Genomic DNA, 17,205 nt, shown 5'->3' with positions numbered 1-17,205 from the left:
ACCCCGTTTTGGGTTGGTTAAACGTTGATTGTACGTCCTTTTAATAGTTCCTGGTAGAAGTGATCGAATTGGTCCAGATCCATTTGCTGTGCTGAGTCGGATAGGGCTACAGCAGGGTCCGGATGTACTTCTGCCATCACTCCGTCGGCTCCGATGGCGATTGCCGCTTTCGCTGTTGGAAGCAGAAGGTCTCTGCGCCCTGTGGAATGCGTGACATCCACGAATACAGGAAGGTGAGTCTCTTGTTTCAGGATCGGTACAGCAGAGATATCAAGTGTGTTCCGTGTCGCTTTCTCGTACGTACGGATTCCGCGTTCACAAAGGATGATGTCCCCGTTGCCCTGAGAAATAATATATTCAGCTGCATTGATGAATTCATCGATCGTTGCAGCCAGACCTCTTTTTAATAGAACCGGTTTCTTCACTGCGCCTGCAGCTTTCAGCAATTCGAAGTTCTGCATGTTTCTCGCACCAATCTGGATCACATCGATGTAATCGAGTGCCGGTTCGATATCTGCAGGATTCACGATCTCACTGACTACCGCCAGATCGTATTCATCCGCAACCTTTTTAAGAATCTTTAATCCTTCAATACCCAGCCCCTGGAAATCATATGGGGATGTTCTTGGCTTGAAGGCCCCGCCGCGAAGAAGTTTCAATCCTTTCGCTTTGACAGCCTGTGCAACTTGAGCAACCTGTTCATACGATTCCACTGCACACGGGCCGAAGATGAAATGAGGATTTCCGTCACCGATTGCATCTCCATTGATATTTACAATCGTATCCTCTGCTTTTTTCTTACGGGATACTAGCAATGCTTTGCGATGATCATCTTTCTGTAATTCTAAACCAGCTTTAAAGACCTCTTTAAAGATATGTTCAATAGTCGAATGTTCAAATGGACCATTGTTATTTTCCTTGATCAGGTCTAACATTCCTCTTTCACGAACAGGATCATAACGGTATACTCCTTGCTTTTCCTTCACACGCCCGATTTCCTGAACGAGCTTAGCACGTTCATTGATGGTTTCTAATAGTTTTAAGTTCATCTCGTCGACTTTTTTTCGCAATTGATCGAGCTCTTGATTACTCACAATACAGCACCCTTTCTTGATTTTATCCTGTTCATACATAAAAAACTGTCTTAGTTTTATAAAAGTATGATACATTTTTTATAGATATTGAAACTAATTATAATAGAAGATTTCTCAAATGTCACGATAAATTTCTTTATTAATTAAACGCTTTTAAGCACTAAAGTATTTTAGTATCTTATGAGACTCATCAAAAGTAGGTGTTTACTTTGCAAAAAATTTTTTCATTGGATATAGGAACCCGTTCAGTCGTGGGCATCATTTTAGAGGAAAAAGACGGGAAATACCATGTATCCGACATTGAAGTGGAAGAGCACAAGAAAAGGGCGATGCTAGACGGGCAGATTCATGATGTCCCCGCTGTTTCGAATGTCATTACATCCATTAAGAAGAAGCTGGCAGAAAAGCATGGACCGCTTCACAAAGTATGTGTCGCTGCTGCCGGCAGAGCATTAAAAACCGAAAAATCAGCTGCCTCGTTTTCCATTAAAGGCAAGCCTCTCCTGAAAAAAGAAGATATCCTCCATTTGGAACTCAGTGCCGTCCAGCAGGCACAAGCCCAGGCCGCAGAAAATGAAAGCGATGACAAAAGCTATCACTATTATTGCGTCGGCTACTCCGTATTATATTATCGGCTGGACGGCGAGGAAATCGGCAGCCTGATCGATCAGCAGGGGGACGAGGCCAGTGTGGAAATCATTGCAACCTTCCTTCCCAGGGTTGTAGTCGAATCACTTTTGGCTGCATTAAATCGAGCGGGGCTTGAAATGGAAGCATTGACGCTTGAACCAATCGCGGCAATCAATGTTCTGATCCCTCAGTCCATGAGGAGATTGAATGTCGCCCTTGTGGATATCGGAGCGGGAACATCCGATATTGCGCTGACCAATAAGGGAACCGTCACCGCATACGGGATGGTCCCGACCGCCGGGGATGAAATTACTGAAGCCATCAGTGACGCATTACTGCTCGATTTCCCACTGGCGGAAAAAGCAAAAAGGGAACTTCATCAATCTGAGACCATTTCTGTGACCGATATTTTAGGATTTGAATCAGAGCTTTCAGTACAGGAAGTGGTAGATAAAATACATCCTTCAATTGAACATCTTGCCCGGAAGATCTCACATGAAATTCTTCTATTAAACAATCAAAAGTCACCGCAGGCTGTCATGCTCGTAGGCGGAGGCAGCTTGACGCCAAAATTGCATATTGAGTTGGCCAGGTCATTGAACCTTCCGGAAAACAGAGTAGCTGTAAGAGGAATTGAAGCCATCCAAGATTTAACGTTTACAGACGCTGCCGCTAAAGGCCCGGAGCTTGTAACGCCTGTCGGCATTGCAATCGCCGCTAAACAAGCGCCTGTCCAGTACGTAACCATTCACGTGAATGATCAGCCGATCCGCCTGTTCGAGGTCAAGGATCTAACCATCGGGGATGGGCTGCTTGCTGCTGGACTGAAAATAAACAGATTGTACGGAAAGCCAGGTAATGCCTACTTTATCACGATCAATGGACAGAAAGTGACCCTTCCCGGAGGCTACGGTCATCCCCCTGTGATTTCTAGGAACGGTAAAGAAGCATCCGTGGACGACAGACTGATGAACCATGACAGGATCACGGTCATTAAAGGATCGGACGGGACGTCCCCCACTGTAAGAATAAGAGAGTTAGTCGATGATATTCCTGATAAGACAGTGACAATCAATGAGAAGGCACATACTCTGTCACCCAAACTTTTAAGAAACGGAAAGAGTGCCACCTTGGATGAGACGCTCCAAGACGGGGACACCATTCATTATGAGGCAAGGGAAACGATTGCCGAGGCATTGAGAAAGCTAGGGTATGATGAGTGGCTGGAAAAATGTAAACCATTCCGCCTCACCCTCAACGGAAAAGAAACCTTCATCCCTTCATTCGGAGGGAAGGTGTTCGTTAATAATTTGGAGGTTAAACCTTCTTCTGCCCTTGGTCATAATGACCGCATCATGTTAAAGGCACCAGAGCACCCTACAGTCGGACAATTACTGATGAAAATAAATGATTATCGTGAACGTTCGATCGAGGTCGTGTTCAATGGCAGCCCTGTTAAATTGAAGCAGGAAGCGGCAAAGGTTTATAAAGAAGGAAAGCCATTAAATCTGAATGACCCCATACGTACCGGAGATTCGATAACAATTGAGGAAAAAGCAGCACATTCGTTTATTTTCCAGGATATCTTTAATCACGTGGAAGTTTCCATGCCTGAACACGGGAATGCATCCTTTCAGTTAATAAGGAATGGGGAAGAAACCACTTTTTATGAGGAAATACAAGCTGGGGACAGTCTCGAGATACGATGGGCGAATGCGTATAAATAAACAAAGACATAAAAAAACTGGCGCGTTACGCCAGTTTTTTTATGAACCGATCTGTCCAGGGACACTGCTCGGCTTATTCGTGCTGTGAATATTCTCTTTATTCGAAGATGAAATGGACGTTGATGCAGATGAAGTTTGTGTAGAATCCGACGTCACTTCTTCACCGGCTTCCTTTACTTTACTGCCGATTTCCTTAAGATCTTCAGCTGCTTCCTTTGTAGTGGCGATGATCTCTGTTGAGTCATCTTTTACCTGATTCACTTGATCGATGACTTCCCCGTTTACTTTTTCATATAGTTTTTGCGCGTCATTGATCGCTTCTTTTAATACAGATGAAGCTGACTTGATTCGATCCTGCCAGTCATTCATGACTCCTGATGGATTTTCTTTCACTTTTGAAACCATGCCCATTGTAGAGTCCTTCATTGAGCTCGTACCGTTTGTAATTTTCTTTCTTGTATTCTTATCCATCATGGCAACCGCTCCGCCAACGACGGCTCCGAGTACGATTCCTTTAACAAGCTTCCCGCTTCTTTTCTCCTTAACGGTAGGGATTTGGTTTACGTTGTTTGATTTATTCATTTGATTTTGGTAAGACTGTACCATATTAAATTAATCCTCCTATAGTTTAATTGATTTGTTATTACGTTTAATTCCCCTTTGCCTTGCAAATAAACGCTAATTTGGGAAATTCCTATTATTACCGATGTTGGTTTGTTTTTTTACTAGAGTAGACTGTTAATACCGCTTTTGATTTCCGCTTCGAGTACTCGCTTTCCGCTAGGCGGGCGGTGAGCCTCCTCCTCGCATTTGCTCCTGTGGGGTCTCACCTGTCTCGCAAATCCCCCAGGAGTCGAGCACCTTCCGCTCCAATCAAAAGCTGGAGCCAGATGAAAGAATCAGTAACATTGGATGATTAAATAAGGGGAGAAATTTCCCTTAATGAAGAAACTGAACTGATAACAGTTAAAATAAAGGGAAAATTTACTTCTATTTACTTGAAAAACATTAAAATTGGGGATCTGTGCAAGATTAGGAGGAATTTTTCCCCTTATTTACCCCTATCCAAGCGAGTTTCAACAGATTAAAGGGAAAAATTCCCCTTATTTATATCTTTGGTTACTCTATAAAGGCTAAGGTATCATATGCATTCAAAAAGTTTGTTCTATCCAATAAAAAAAGGGTTGCAAAATCATTGTGATTTGCTTCCCTTTTTCCAATGTTTTTTATAGTTTGTACCTTAAAACAGAACCCGTTACTATGCAGATTCTTATTTATAGTTTACTCAGTTCTTTTTCGGTGATGTTCCAGTGGGATGCGTTCCAGCCGGGTTTTCCGTCGATGAACAGGAATGCTTGCGGCGATTCATGCTTGATGGCATATTTCTCAGCAATATGGCTCGAGAGTTCCCTGGATTCCTGGACCGCCAGATAATAACCCTCTTCTTCCCTATTGTTATTTAAGAACGCTTGATAATCATTGAACGCATTTGAGCTGATCGGACAAGTCAGACTGTGTTTCATAAAGAAAAAGCGGGGCTTCGTTTCTGCAAGTTGTTCGAATTGCTGGACCGTTTCAATCTTTTGCATCTTCAGTATACATCCTTTCCTTCTCTTATCCTTATACAGATGGCTGCATCAAGAATAGCCTGCACAAAAAAGCGGCGAAGTAATCATATCACCTCACCGCTCCTCAGGACAACTATTATTGGTTATACGTTTTTTCTGTTTCATCAAAAGCTTTTTTCGTTTCTTCAAGCTTTTGATTTACATCATCAGATTCCTGAACAGGAGTCGCATCTCCCACAGGCACTTCCTGAAGCTCGTCATTTACATCTTCACTGTTGTTTTTTGAACGGTAAGATTTGAACTTATCTTTCACTGTATTGGATTGCTCCTGAACAGTCTTTGAAAGTGCCGCAGACTTTTCTTTAGCGACTGCCGCTAATTCATTGCTCTTTTCAACCGCTGTATCTTTCCATTGACCTGACTTTTCTTTTATTACGCCGGCTTGTTCATTAAGGTCGTTACGCAGATCCTTTCCGGATTTAGGAGCAAGTAAAAGTGCTGTTGCAGCTCCTACAATCCCTCCGATCAATGTGCCGATCATGAAGTCCTTTGAGTTGATGTTGTTACTGTCGTTTGTTTGCTGATTTTGAGTTTGGTTTTGTGTCATTTGAAAATTCCCCTCTCCTAATTGTTATAAGATCTTGCTCTTTTAACCAATTTTTCTCGAGATTGAACTTCTGTGTGTGCGGGTTGATTTTGAACAGCGTTGTCAGAAAGACTCGACTGTTGTTCCTTTTTTTGCTTCCACTTGTCCTTTAACTCGATGATCGCATTTCCCCACTGAACCACCTGGGAGATCTTCCCTTGATTCCTTTCGAGCTCAGAAGAGATGGAAGTGCTCACTTTCTTTACCGAGTTATTAAGGTTCTGAATGGAATGACCTACATCTTTTACTGCATAAACAACGGTGTTCAGATCCTCAGACTTGCGCTGGATATCCTCGGCTAAAAGGTTCGTTTTATGTAGTAATTCAGTAGACTCCTTTGTCACTCCCTGAAGCTGGGTTTCAAGACCGTTCAACGTACTTGATACACTGTCGAGGGTCGTCCCCATTGATTTCAAGGTTTTCATAACGCTTATTACTAAAATGAAAAAGGCAATTGCAATAACTGCTACACTTAGATAAAGAATTATTTCCATATAGTACACCTCCATGTATAGAAATTCTTTACCCACCCTATACACAAATAAAACATTATACTAGGATTTCTTCCTGTGGAGGGCAAATTCCTGCTTAATTTTTAAAATACTTTTTTATCTTTTCTAATTTACTTTTTTATCATCCCGGTAATTTTTAGGGTACAATAAAAATTGAAATTCATATAAGGGGGCTACAAAAATGAAAGATCCGCGTATTGAAAAACTGGCAAGGAATTTAATTCAATATTCTGTCCAACTGCAGCCAGGTGAAAAAGTGCTGATCGAAAACTTCGGCTTACAACGCGAATTGGTCACAGCACTCGTTAAAGAAGCTTATGCAGCAGGAGGCTTCCCATTTGTATCCATCAAAGATCACTCAGTGGACCGTGCACTGCTGCTCGGGGCGCAGGATGATCAATACAATATGATGGCTGATTTCGAGGCGAATGTCATGAAGGAAATGGACGCGTATATCGGTCTTCGTTCCGGTGATAATATCAGCGAGCAATCAGACGTTCCGGATGAAAAAATGAAAATCCACGGGAACACGATTGGAAAGAAAGTACATAGGGAAATCCGCGTTCCGAAGAAAAAATGGGTGGTACTGCGCTATCCGAATGCATCAATGGCTCAGTTGGCAAAAATGAGCACGGAAGCATTTGAAGACTTCTATTTTGATGTCTGCAACCTTGATTACAGTAAAATGGATAAGGCAATGGACAACCTTGTCGAACTCATGAACAAAACGGATGAAGTCCGCCTCGTTGGAGAAGGGACCGATCTGACGTTCTCGATCAAAGATATTCCGGCGGTAAAATGTGCAGGACGTTTGAATATACCTGATGGAGAAGTTTATTCTGCTCCAGTCAAGGAGTCTGTAAATGGAACCATTTCCTACAACACTCCATCCCCTTATAACGGGTTTACTTTTGAGAACGTAAAGCTTACGTTCAGAGACGGAAAGATTGTAGAAGCAACCGCCAATGATACGGAAAGAATCAATAAGATATTCGATACGGATGAAGGAGCCAGATACGTCGGTGAATTCGCCATTGGAGTCAATCCTTTCATCCAGCATCCGATGCAGGATATCCTCTTCGATGAGAAAATCGACGGAAGCTTCCACTTCACTCCTGGTGAATGCTATGAAGACGCCTACAACGGAAATCATTCAAACATCCACTGGGATATGGTCATGATTCAAAGACCCGAATACGGAGGAGGAGAGATTTACTTCGACGACGTACTGATCCGAAAAGACGGAAAATTCGTCCTTCCTGAACTCGAAGTACTGAATCCTGATAATCTTAAATAATAATCAAAGGCCCTTTTCTCACTGCTAATGCAGTGAGAAAAGGGCCTTTAAAATGAAAAGCCGACCCCATAGGAGCCGGCATCATTTGATTAGTTTTCTGCTAGTTTTTCTTTTAATGTCGCTTCGTATGCTTCCTGGAACTTTTGGACATCTCCCGCTCCCATAAAGATCAGGACACCGTTGTCATGGTCCAATAAAGGAGTAGTATCATGTTCGTCGATAATTTCAGATCCTTCAATTTTACTTTGCAGATCTTGGATCGACAGTTTGCCATGATTTTCTCTTGCTGAACCGAAAATCTCGCATAAGTACACTTTATCCGCCATATCAAGGCTTTCAGCAAACTCAGACAGGAAGGTTTGCGTACGGGTGAAAGTATGCGGTTGGAATACAGCGATAATCTCCTTCTCAGGATATTTTTGACGCGCGGAATCCACCGTTGCTTTGATTTCAGTCGGATGATGCGCATAGTCATCAATCAGAATCTGGGAACCGAGTTCTTTTTCAGAGAAACGGCGTTTTACACCCTTGAAGCTGCTGAGTCTATCCTGTACAACGGCTGTATCCAACTCTTCATAATGGCAAATCGCGATGACGGACAGCGCATTTAGGATATTGTGATCACCGAATGTAGGGATTTTAAAGCTTGCATAGAATTCATTCCGTACGAATACATCAAAGGAAGTTCCTTCGCGGTCACGGCTCACGTTTCTTGCCTGGAAATCATTTTCTTCAGCAAAACCGTAAAATACCACCGGAACCTGAGCCTGGATCTTCTGTAATTGTTCATCATCACCACAAGCAATAATGCCTTTTTTCACTTGCATCGCCATCTCCTGGAATGCGGAAAACACATCATCGATATTGGCGAAATAATCAGGATGATCAAAATCGATATTCGTCATGATGGCATAGTCAGGATAGTAGGATAAGAAATGACGTCGATACTCGCATGCTTCAAAGACGAAGTATTGAGCATCCACTTCCCCCTTACCGGTACCATCACCGATCAGGTACGAAGTAGGCTTTGCACCGCTGATCACGTGTGCCAGTAGTCCGGTCGTGGACGTTTTACCATGAGCACCGGTCACCGCCACGCTTGTAAACTTCTGCATGAAGTCACCAAGGAATTTATGATATCTCGTGATCGGTACACCTTGTTCGATTGCCGCTTCTATTTCTTCATGTGTATCAGGAAAAGCATTTCCTGCAATCACATGCATATCCCCTCCGATATTTTCTTTCTGGAAAGGAAGGATTTTTATATTTGATTCGTCTAAAGACTTTTGAGTAAAGAAATATTTATCTACATCAGATCCTTGGACCTCGTAGTCCATATCGTGGAGTATTTGGGCTAATGCACTCATACCCGAACCCTTGATTCCTACGAAATGATATATAGTCATAATAGAACCTCCAACAATCATCTATCTTAAGCATTATATGAAATGAATATTATTTTGCTATCCGTATGGCTATGGACTTGAAATCGTTCCGTCTTATTAAGTATAAGGGAGTTCAAGAAGAATGGCTATCTTCTGACACCTATTTAAAAGATTACTTGTTTGATTCAACTTGAACATTATATCACTTTTTATGCACTCTGACCATGAACGAGCTAGGAATCCCCCTATAGGATATACGAAGGAGCTTCTTCTTTTAAAAATGTTCTCCATAATACTCCAGTTTCATGATTCTTTTGACGGTAATGGCTTTTTATCACTGCCTGCAAATCGCTGCTTCCTGCTTCAAACACGGGTCCTATGAGCCACGGATCTGTGACGAGAGGGACTTTTCTCATAAAATAAAGCGATCCGCTCTGTATTACATCGTTTATATGCTCCATGGATGTTTTGACACATTCTTTTTGTTCATGAATGATGTTTTCACCTTTTATCAAAACTTCATTATCCTCTGAAAGGATTTCTGAGATGATCACCGGTTCAGGGGCAGCCGAGAGCAGCAGGGCTCCCATCATCTTAAGCGGTTCACCAAGGTTTCGGGACTGCAGAAATTGAAAGAATAATGTCTGTCCCTTAATTGTCTTATAATCAAAAAGAAACCATTCGTGGAATACTTCTTCTGCCTTTTTTGAAACCAGCGATGGTTCCTTCAAATGAAAACGTTTTGCAAAGATCATCTTAGCTCTTACTTTTTCACGTATATTGGTCTCTTTCAACGCATATTGATACGCTTGTCGATATAATTCATCTATTTGCTCTTGTGCAATGCGCTGTTTCTTCTTGCGATATTGACTTAAATTCAAGAGTTCCTTGTCCTGCATCCTCTCACCTATTCGAATTCAACTTTTTCAAGCCGCGGGTTAGGCCGAAGCTTTCTGCCGGCTTTTGCCTGGTGTACACCGTCCAGGACAACGTTGTCACCAGTGAATCCGACATGAATCTTCAGAAGGCTGCTGCCTACTCCATACACGTCCACCGGCACCCTGCTTTCCTCAAACTCACGGATACGCTTTTCGTTGAAGCCTCCTGTAACGACAATCTTCACATGTTGATATCCTTCTTCATCCAATGCTTTCTGAGGGCAAAGATCAGTTCCCTGTTCACTCCCCGTGGATCGAATGTTCCCAGAACATGCTGATTGCGGAGGAAGTACTTGTCGATCATCATCCGTGACGTATCTACTCGTACCCCTTTTAGTTCAGTACCAAACTCCCTGGCCACCTTCAATGCATCGGTAATAACATCATTATTGTAATCGACCAGTGCAATCAGTTCATCCTCGGGGAACGTTTCCTGATAGGCCTTGGCCGCTTCCACGATATCCCCATTAAATAACTGGATCAACGCATGAGGCATCGTGCCCATTCCCTGTTTTCCCCACCACTCATTCATGGCATGGGTGGCCTGCGCGGTGGATCCGCCGATAAAAGCGGCATATCCATCCCCCGCCTGCTGAGTAAAATGGTCATCACGGTCACCCATGAAAATGACCGGCTTTTGTTCACCGGAAAGGGCAGCTGCTTTCATCACGTTATACACACTGGTTGCAACGGAGGTTCTTCTGGCGAGGATTCCATCAATGATTCCTTCGAGGTATCCAAAATCCTGATAGCGTCCCGTAATCGTCAAGACTGTTTCAAATGGAGAAATTTGATCTCCATCTTTCAACGAATGGATGTCAAGATTTTCCGGCATATCGGCAAACGTATGTAAAAGCGCGATGACTTCATCGGTACCGCATAATACGGAGTGGTCCTTTTGAAAAAATTGCATCGTCACTACCGCATCTGGTTTATACTTACGCGCAATTTCCCTTGTTTTTAAAAAATAGACCGCTGAAAACCATCCTTCCTTAATCCTTTCGTCAAATTTAAATGTATGGTTGGTTAATCGTTTGATTTCCCCTTGAAGTTTCAATTCGATTTCTTTCATCATAAGGCTCCTTAATGGCTTACCAAAAAAATAGGTATTCTGTTTATATCATAAACAGAATACCACGTATTAAATATTTGTACTAGTCTATGCCAATGTCTCCAATTCACTCTCGGAGATCAGGACATCCCTTGGCTTGCTGCCTCTTGATTCTGAAATGACACCACTCTTTTCCATCATTTCCATCAATCTTGCTGCACGGTTATACCCGATTCTGAACCGTCTTTGGAGGCTTGAAGCAGAAGCCCCTCCTTGATCGATGACAAATTCGCATGCTTCGAAAAACAATTCATCTTCTTCTTCCGTCACTTGCGCCTTTTTGATCAGTTCATCCTGCTGAAAGATATAATCCGGCTCTCTTTGCTCTCTTACATGATGGATGATTTCATCAATTTCATCATCTGATACAAAGGTACCTTGCAGCCTTACAGGTTTGGAAGAACCGTTTTCAAGGAACAGCATATCCCCTTTTCCGAGCAGGCGCTCAGCACCGCTTCCATCAATGATCGTTCTGGAATCAACCCCTGAAGAAACAGAGAATGCAACCCTTGTCGGCACATTCGCTTTGATCAATCCTGTGATGACATCAACTGACGGCCGCTGTGTCGCGATGATCAAGTGGATACCGCAGGCACGGGCTTTCTGTGCGATACGGCAGATGGCTTCTTCAACATCTGCAGGCGACATCATCATGAGGTCCGCAAGCTCATCGATCACGATGACCATATACGGAAGCGTATCATTGTATTGCTTGTTTCTCTTTGCCAGTTCATTGAAGCGCTTGATATCCCTCACACCGGTATGGGCAAACAATTCATACCGTCTTTCCATCTCCTCGACAGCCCATTTCAATGCTGCCGTTGCCGCTTTGACATCAGTGATGACCGGACTGACCAGATGCGGGATGCGGTTATATGGTGCGAGCTCCACCATTTTCGGATCGATCAACAAAAGCTTCAACTCATCCGGTGATGCTTTATACAAAAGACTGACCAGTATGGAGTTGATGCATACACTTTTCCCCGACCCTGTGGCGCCGGCAATCAGTCCATGAGGCATCTTACTCAAATCGGTCACGATCGGCTGACCGGAAATATCAAGTCCAAGGGCTGCAGTCAGCGCTGATTCAGATTCCTGGAAGGCAGGACTGGCAATTACCTCACTGATGCAGACAGGACGGCTTTCCCTGTTCGGCACCTCGATACCGATCGTATGCTTCCCCGGAATCGGCGCTTCGATCCGGATATCTTTAGCTGCAAGGCTGAGTTTGATATCATCCGCAAGATTCGTGATCTTATTTACCTTTACCCCGGGCTCCGGCTGCACTTCGAATCGTGTAACAGACGGGCCCTGGGTGACATTGACCACTTTGGCACGTACATTAAAGTTATGAAGCGTCTCATCCAAAAGATTTTTCTGTGATTCGAGCCATTCCCCGCTCAACTTCTTCGAAACGGGAGGCATCAAGTAGTCCATTTCGGGAAACGTATATCCTTTTGTACTCTTCACCGATGATGTAAGTTCACTGTAACTTTTTACAGCTTCTTCTCCCTGGACCTTATTCGACTGATTTCCCACTTGGTTGTCTGTTCTGCTTTCAGAAACAGCCTGTTCTTGTGCATTTCTTTCATATAAGGGAGATTGGGTTTCAACCACAGCTTCTTGTCTTTCCGCTGTGGGGTTTGGAACAGATTGAACCGATGTCACAGTGCCTCCGCTTGCCGTTTGGCCATCATTTGCTGATTCATTTTCCAATCCTGCAGATGAATTCTGCACCTGCCCCTGCTGCACAGGGACTGTCTGCCTTCTCTCCTCACGGTTCGGGAGAGAAGTGTGCGCCGGCTTTCTTTCCTGTATCCCATTTGTTCTGTGGCGTTGATTCATCTGACGTTTATCCTGTTTCAACATCAAGACGTTAAAGGGAAGATGCGATCTTTTTCTGGGCTTGCGTTCTTCCTCCTGAACCTTCCCGTTGTTCAGCTGCGGTTGTACTTCCTGTGTCTTTATCGGCTGATCAGGATATTCTGATTCTTGTTCATCTATGGATACTTCCGGTTGGTCGGGAGTAACCGATTTTAAAACTTGTCTCTCACCACTTTCTGGCGCCTTGCCCCCTTCAGCTTGAGCTGTATTTTCTTCCCTGATTGAAAGTACATCTGAGCTGTCATGTGATTCGAAAGTTTCCTTATTTACCGGTGCTTCCTCTTCTGTGAATGAGGCTGTCTCGGGTGATTCCTGTTGTGCTGCGGCAGGTGAATGAGCTCCCGGCACTGAAGTCATATCTTCTTCAGTTGATGTTTCGGCAGCCTCTTGATGCTGTTCACTTTGGAAAGTTTCTGCAGCACCTTGGTTCTGCTCACTTTGTTCCCCGACTACGTGCTCGCTGCCATTTTCCTTAAAGGAAAATTCATTTCCTATCAAAGATGCTTCAACCCCCGCACGGTTCTGGCTGCGACTTTCTTCTATTACTTCATTTACTTTTTCTACTTCGGGAGGATATACATCATGCTTTTCTTCTTTTACTGCTTCCCCATTATGTAAGAACTCCTTAAGTTCATATTCCACTTCAGTTTTTTCAACTGGTTTAACCGGTCTCGTTCTGAAACCATATATAGGGGAAGGGATTTCTGTCGGGCGAAACGGACGGCTGTTTCCTTTTTCAACTTTTTTGGTCTTTACATTCTTATTGTTTTTTTCGGTCTGCCGCTCTATCGATTTGGTTCGCTCAGGTGAAGCCTTTTCTGAATATGTTGACTTTTGAAGCTGGCTTTTACGAGGTTTTCGTTCGATCCCCCGTACTTCTTCCCGCTTCGTCTCCTGTTTTTCCTTTTGTTCCGGCTCTCTCCGTTTTCTCGAAGGACGGGGCTCATTCACGTTTTCCCCGTCAGAAATAAGCGGGAAACGAAAATTCCCTTTTGGGTATTGATAGGTCATTCTGGCTTCTACGTTTCTTGAATGATTTAAGACTTTATTATTAAATATGCGTTTTTCAGACCGTGGCTCACTTTCTTCAACTTCTTCTTCATAATATTCTTCAATTGGCTCATCTTGATCTGATAGTTTATTCATTATTTTTTTAATCCAACTCACAATTATCACTCTTTCCTTGATACTTATCTTTTATTTTATCAGTTAAAGAGAAAAATTCGAGTGATTTCGATAGAATTAGAGAATTGTTAAGAGAATGTGTCGAAAGCAATATTGGTGTAATATTGTTTTGGTGGGAAAAGTTAGAATAAAGAAGTAGCAGGGTCTTTCAATACCGCTGTTGATTTCCGTGGAAGACTTCGTTTTTCGTGTGAAATCCGTGAGCCTTCAACGAAGTGCTTATTTTGAGCTCTCAACTCATTCACTAGTTACAATCTACATAATTAAAATCCCGAAGTCATTCGACTCCGGGTTTGATTTTTGTATATTTATCCTTTAAAAGGCTGTCCAATCTCATAGCTGTCTTCCAGAACAAGAATGCCTTTTTCCTGCGGGGCATTTGGCAGGTCGAGTTCTTTTGCTGAGCAGATCATGCCTGATGAAGGGACACCGCGCAGCTCAGCGTCTTTGATGGTCATTCCGCTTGGCATGACTGCGCCGACTTTTGCCACCACCACTTTCTGGCCCTGGTCGACATTCGGGGCGCCGCATACGATTTGCAGGGTTTCTCCGCCTACATCCACTTTACAGATATTTAATTTATCTGCGTTGGGGTGCTTTTCTTTTTCCGAAACATAACCGACCACGAATTTAGGTGAGAAGTCTGCTTCTAATACTTCCTCAAAACCATTGTCTTTAAGAGCTTTATTGATTTTCTCAAGCTTGTTGTCATTCATTTCAACTTGCCCTTTTTCATTCAGCTCCATGTAGTTTGAGGCACTGAACAAATTATAGCCGACCGTTTTTCCTGATTCTTCATCGAAGATGCGGACAGCGTCTCCTTTTCCTTCATGTCCGACTTTCCCTTCAAATCCGGGCTGGAGTGTAATGATCAGGGTATCCCCGACCCCTTCAAGATTATAAAATACGTTCATGTATGTTTACTCCCTTCACTTTTTACGATTTTTAGCCAAGATGAAGATCGGTTCAAGTTCTCCATCTTCATAGACGAATGATAATGCTGTAATCGGGACATTGCCCGTGGTGAAAAAGCTCATTGTTAACTGTGCGAGTACATCATAGCCTGTTTCATTTCGGATATCCCCTATCACAAGCACATCCTGGTGCGGGACTGAGACTGTCATCTCACCTTGTATATCACTGCTGATCTTCTTTAAGAAAGCATCATTTAATATGCGGCTCGCATCGTAGCCATCATTATTATTCAAGAAATAATAGATATTGCCGGCTACTTCGTCTTTCTTCATTTGTGTCGGCAGCCCTCTTACATTGAACAGGGCAGTTTCCTTCATTTGTTCATGGGACCAGCCTTCTTCTTTCAACATGTTCTCATCAATCAAACGATAGGTTGATCCTAGATCGATTGCATAATAGATCCTGGTTTCGGCTGTATGGTCGTCCGTGACGAGCGGGATGCCGTCGTTTGATTCGGTTGCGAATGAAGTGGACCGGATGACCGGAAATACGTTTTTTTCTTTGCTTCCCATATCAGATTTGGTTCCCATGACATTCAGGGCTTCTTCTACATAATAAACGACTTCATCGATGATCGACTTATTATTTTCTTTCCACTTTGAGACGATGGGCGGAAGTGCTACCGTGATCCCTTTATCAGTCTCGGTATTTTCTATGCGCAGGGAATCTTTTTCCCGATCATATGTAAATGTGCGATTCGGTTTGTCCAATCGCTCCTGAAGGATGCCTTTTAGTTTTTTTATATCCATGGTTCCCCTCCTTCTTAAACTAATCATTCACCGTTCACTTAAAACAATCTGCCACTTTTAACATTTTACAATAAAATCTCGATAATACAAAAAGAATCCGTCCACAGAAAAAGGGATACCCCGAAGAATATCCCCTTTGCTTTATTTAGAAAGGCTGTTCATGAACGCTTGTATTTCTTCTTTTGTTTTACGGTCCTTACTTACAAAGCGGCCAGTCTCTTGACCATTATCGAATGCAAGGAAGCTCGGGATTCCAAAGATATCATGATCGATGCAGATATCAATGAATTGATCGCGATCTACATATAAAAAAGTATATTCACTGTATTCATTTTCTATTTCAGGCAGGATCGGCTCGATCACCCGGCAGTCAGGACACCAATCAGCCGAAAACATAAACACATGTTTCCCGTTGTTTTTCAATTCATGAAATTCTTCCATCGTCTTAAGCTTACGCATCTTATTTTCCTCCTGTATCAATCGTCATTTGGTTTGGTTTGATCCAACCTATTTTACGCATATATTCAGATATTAACAGGGAGATGAAAGCAGGTCCAACGAAATGCAACATCAGTACTTTCAAAGCCGTATCCCAGGTAAAGCCCATTGTCTTGAACGTCATGATCTGACCGACTAGGCCGCTCGTTCCCATTCCGGCTCCCGCAGCATTGTTCTCCATGATCCAGAGAGTCGTTCCGATCGGTGCGAGCACCATCCCCGCAATCGTAGGCGGCAGCAAGATGCGCGGGTTACGGACTATATTAGGCACTTGCAGCATAGAAGTGCCGATTCCTTGTGCCAGCAGGCCCCCCACTTTATTTTCCCGGTAGCTGATCACGGCAAATCCGACCATTTGGGCTGCGCATCCAATGGTTGCAGCCCCTGCTGCCACCCCGCTCAAATCAAGCATCAGCGCAATCGCCGCACTCGAAATCGGAGCCGTCAAAGCAATCCCCATGAGCGCCGCCACTAGGATCCCCATGATGATCGGCCTCTGTTCCGTCGCCCAGCTGATCCAGCTTCCGAACATGGTCATAAATTCACCTATTTGCGGCCCGACAAAGTATGCCACAGAGAAGCCTGCAAGAATCGTCACAAATGGAGTGACGATGATATCGACCTTCGTCGTTTTGCTTACAAGTTTCCCAATTTCCGTGGATACCACCGCTGCCAGATAAGCACCTGCCGGACCACCGAGAGATGCACCTGCCGCACCCGTCACGACGGCAGCAAATAGTACAAGCGGCGGTGCTCCCAGGCCGTATGCAATCGCGACACCAATGGCGGGTCCCATCAGACTGATGGCAAGGGCCCCCATATCGATGAAAAAGGTCTTCATCGGCATAGGCAGGAACGCCGCCTGCTCGCCGATTGTCTTGATGATCAGACCGATAATCAGCGAGCTGAAAAGACCTAAGGCCATATAACTCAGAGCATCTATAAAATAAACCTTGGCAGAGAACTTAACCCCTTTACTTTCCATGTAATTCTTCATTCTCATTCC

Annotated in this window: 14 protein-coding genes and 1 pseudogene; 2 read left to right on the top strand and 13 right to left on the bottom strand. The window is 43.6% G+C overall.

Annotated elements, in window-relative coordinates; all coding sequences use genetic code 11:
* Positions 1-17: 17 nt before the first annotated feature.
* Entirely contained in the window at positions 18-1,094 is a 1,077-nt protein-coding gene (locus HWX64_RS16975; protein WP_175990660.1) for a bifunctional 3-deoxy-7-phosphoheptulonate synthase/chorismate mutase, read from the bottom strand.
* Between the two features lie 200 nt (positions 1,095-1,294).
* On the opposite strand from HWX64_RS16975, the gene HWX64_RS16970 reads away from it, so the two are divergent.
* A complete protein-coding gene (locus HWX64_RS16970; protein ID WP_175990659.1) occupies positions 1,295-3,451 on the top strand; it encodes a cell division protein FtsA in 2,157 nt (718 codons plus the stop codon).
* A gap of 39 nt (positions 3,452-3,490) precedes the next feature.
* Here the strand turns inward: HWX64_RS16970 and HWX64_RS16965 are convergent, their stop codons facing one another.
* The 4 genes from HWX64_RS16965 to HWX64_RS16950 all read right to left on the bottom strand — a co-directional run bounded on the left by HWX64_RS16965 (position 3,491) and on the right by HWX64_RS16950 (position 6,159).
* Positions 3,491-4,057 carry a YtxH domain-containing protein gene (locus HWX64_RS16965; RefSeq protein WP_254871184.1) on the bottom strand — a complete coding sequence of 189 codons (567 nt, stop codon included), beginning with the start codon at positions 4,055-4,057 and terminating at the stop codon, positions 3,491-3,493.
* A gap of 668 nt (positions 4,058-4,725) precedes the next feature.
* A complete protein-coding gene (ytxJ, locus tag HWX64_RS16960) occupies positions 4,726-5,040 on the bottom strand; it encodes a bacillithiol system redox-active protein YtxJ (protein ID WP_175990658.1) in 315 nt (104 codons plus the stop codon).
* A 115-nt stretch (positions 5,041-5,155) separates the two neighbouring features.
* Complete coding sequence (locus tag HWX64_RS16955) at positions 5,156-5,626, bottom strand: YtxH domain-containing protein (RefSeq protein ID WP_175990657.1); 471 nt, start codon at positions 5,624-5,626, stop codon at positions 5,156-5,158.
* 17 nt (positions 5,627-5,643) lie between these two features.
* Positions 5,644-6,159: a DUF948 domain-containing protein gene (locus HWX64_RS16950; protein ID WP_175990656.1), complete on the bottom strand. Its 516-nt coding sequence runs from the start codon at positions 6,157-6,159 to the stop codon at positions 5,644-5,646.
* 199 nt (positions 6,160-6,358) lie between these two features.
* On the opposite strand from HWX64_RS16950, the gene HWX64_RS16945 reads away from it, so the two are divergent.
* Positions 6,359-7,474, top strand: coding sequence for an aminopeptidase (locus HWX64_RS16945; RefSeq protein ID WP_175990655.1), 1,116 nt, complete (start codon positions 6,359-6,361; stop codon positions 7,472-7,474).
* Between the two features lie 89 nt (positions 7,475-7,563).
* Here HWX64_RS16945 and murC read toward each other — a convergent pair whose 3' ends face one another.
* The 8 genes and pseudogenes from murC to HWX64_RS16905 form a co-directional block, all read right to left on the bottom strand.
* Positions 7,564-8,880, bottom strand: a complete 1,317-nt coding sequence (gene murC / locus HWX64_RS16940) for a UDP-N-acetylmuramate--L-alanine ligase (RefSeq protein ID WP_175990654.1) — start codon at positions 8,878-8,880, stop codon at positions 7,564-7,566.
* Between the two features lie 224 nt (positions 8,881-9,104).
* Positions 9,105-9,758 carry a hypothetical protein gene (locus tag HWX64_RS16935; RefSeq protein WP_175990653.1) on the bottom strand — a complete coding sequence of 218 codons (654 nt, stop codon included), beginning with the start codon at positions 9,756-9,758 and terminating at the stop codon, positions 9,105-9,107.
* Positions 9,759-9,766: 8 nt separating this feature from the next.
* A pseudogene (locus HWX64_RS16930) lies at positions 9,767-10,869 on the bottom strand (nicotinate phosphoribosyltransferase).
* Positions 10,870-10,956: 87 nt separating this feature from the next.
* Positions 10,957-13,959 carry a DNA translocase FtsK gene (locus HWX64_RS21995; RefSeq protein WP_254871183.1) on the bottom strand — a complete coding sequence of 1,001 codons (3,003 nt, stop codon included), beginning with the start codon at positions 13,957-13,959 and terminating at the stop codon, positions 10,957-10,959.
* Positions 13,960-14,285: 326 nt separating this feature from the next.
* Positions 14,286-14,891 carry a YtpR family tRNA-binding protein gene (gene ytpR / locus HWX64_RS16920; RefSeq protein WP_175990652.1) on the bottom strand — a complete coding sequence of 202 codons (606 nt, stop codon included), beginning with the start codon at positions 14,889-14,891 and terminating at the stop codon, positions 14,286-14,288.
* A gap of 15 nt (positions 14,892-14,906) precedes the next feature.
* Complete coding sequence (locus HWX64_RS16915) at positions 14,907-15,701, bottom strand: DUF1444 domain-containing protein (RefSeq protein WP_175990651.1); 795 nt, start codon at positions 15,699-15,701, stop codon at positions 14,907-14,909.
* A 141-nt stretch (positions 15,702-15,842) separates the two neighbouring features.
* The gene (locus HWX64_RS16910; protein WP_175990650.1) at positions 15,843-16,160 is read right to left on the bottom strand and encodes a thioredoxin family protein; all 318 of its coding nucleotides are present in this window, start codon (positions 16,158-16,160) and stop codon (positions 15,843-15,845) included.
* A 1-nt stretch (position 16,161) separates the two neighbouring features.
* Positions 16,162-17,196: a PTS transporter subunit IIC gene (locus HWX64_RS16905; protein WP_175990649.1), complete on the bottom strand. Its 1,035-nt coding sequence runs from the start codon at positions 17,194-17,196 to the stop codon at positions 16,162-16,164.
* Positions 17,197-17,205: the final 9 nt, after the last annotated feature.

It is taken from the genome of Bacillus sp. Marseille-Q1617, assembly GCF_903645295.1.
GTDB lineage: Bacteria > Bacillota > Bacilli > Bacillales > Bacillaceae_B > Rossellomorea.
This window is presented reverse-complemented; position numbering and strand designations above follow the sequence as displayed.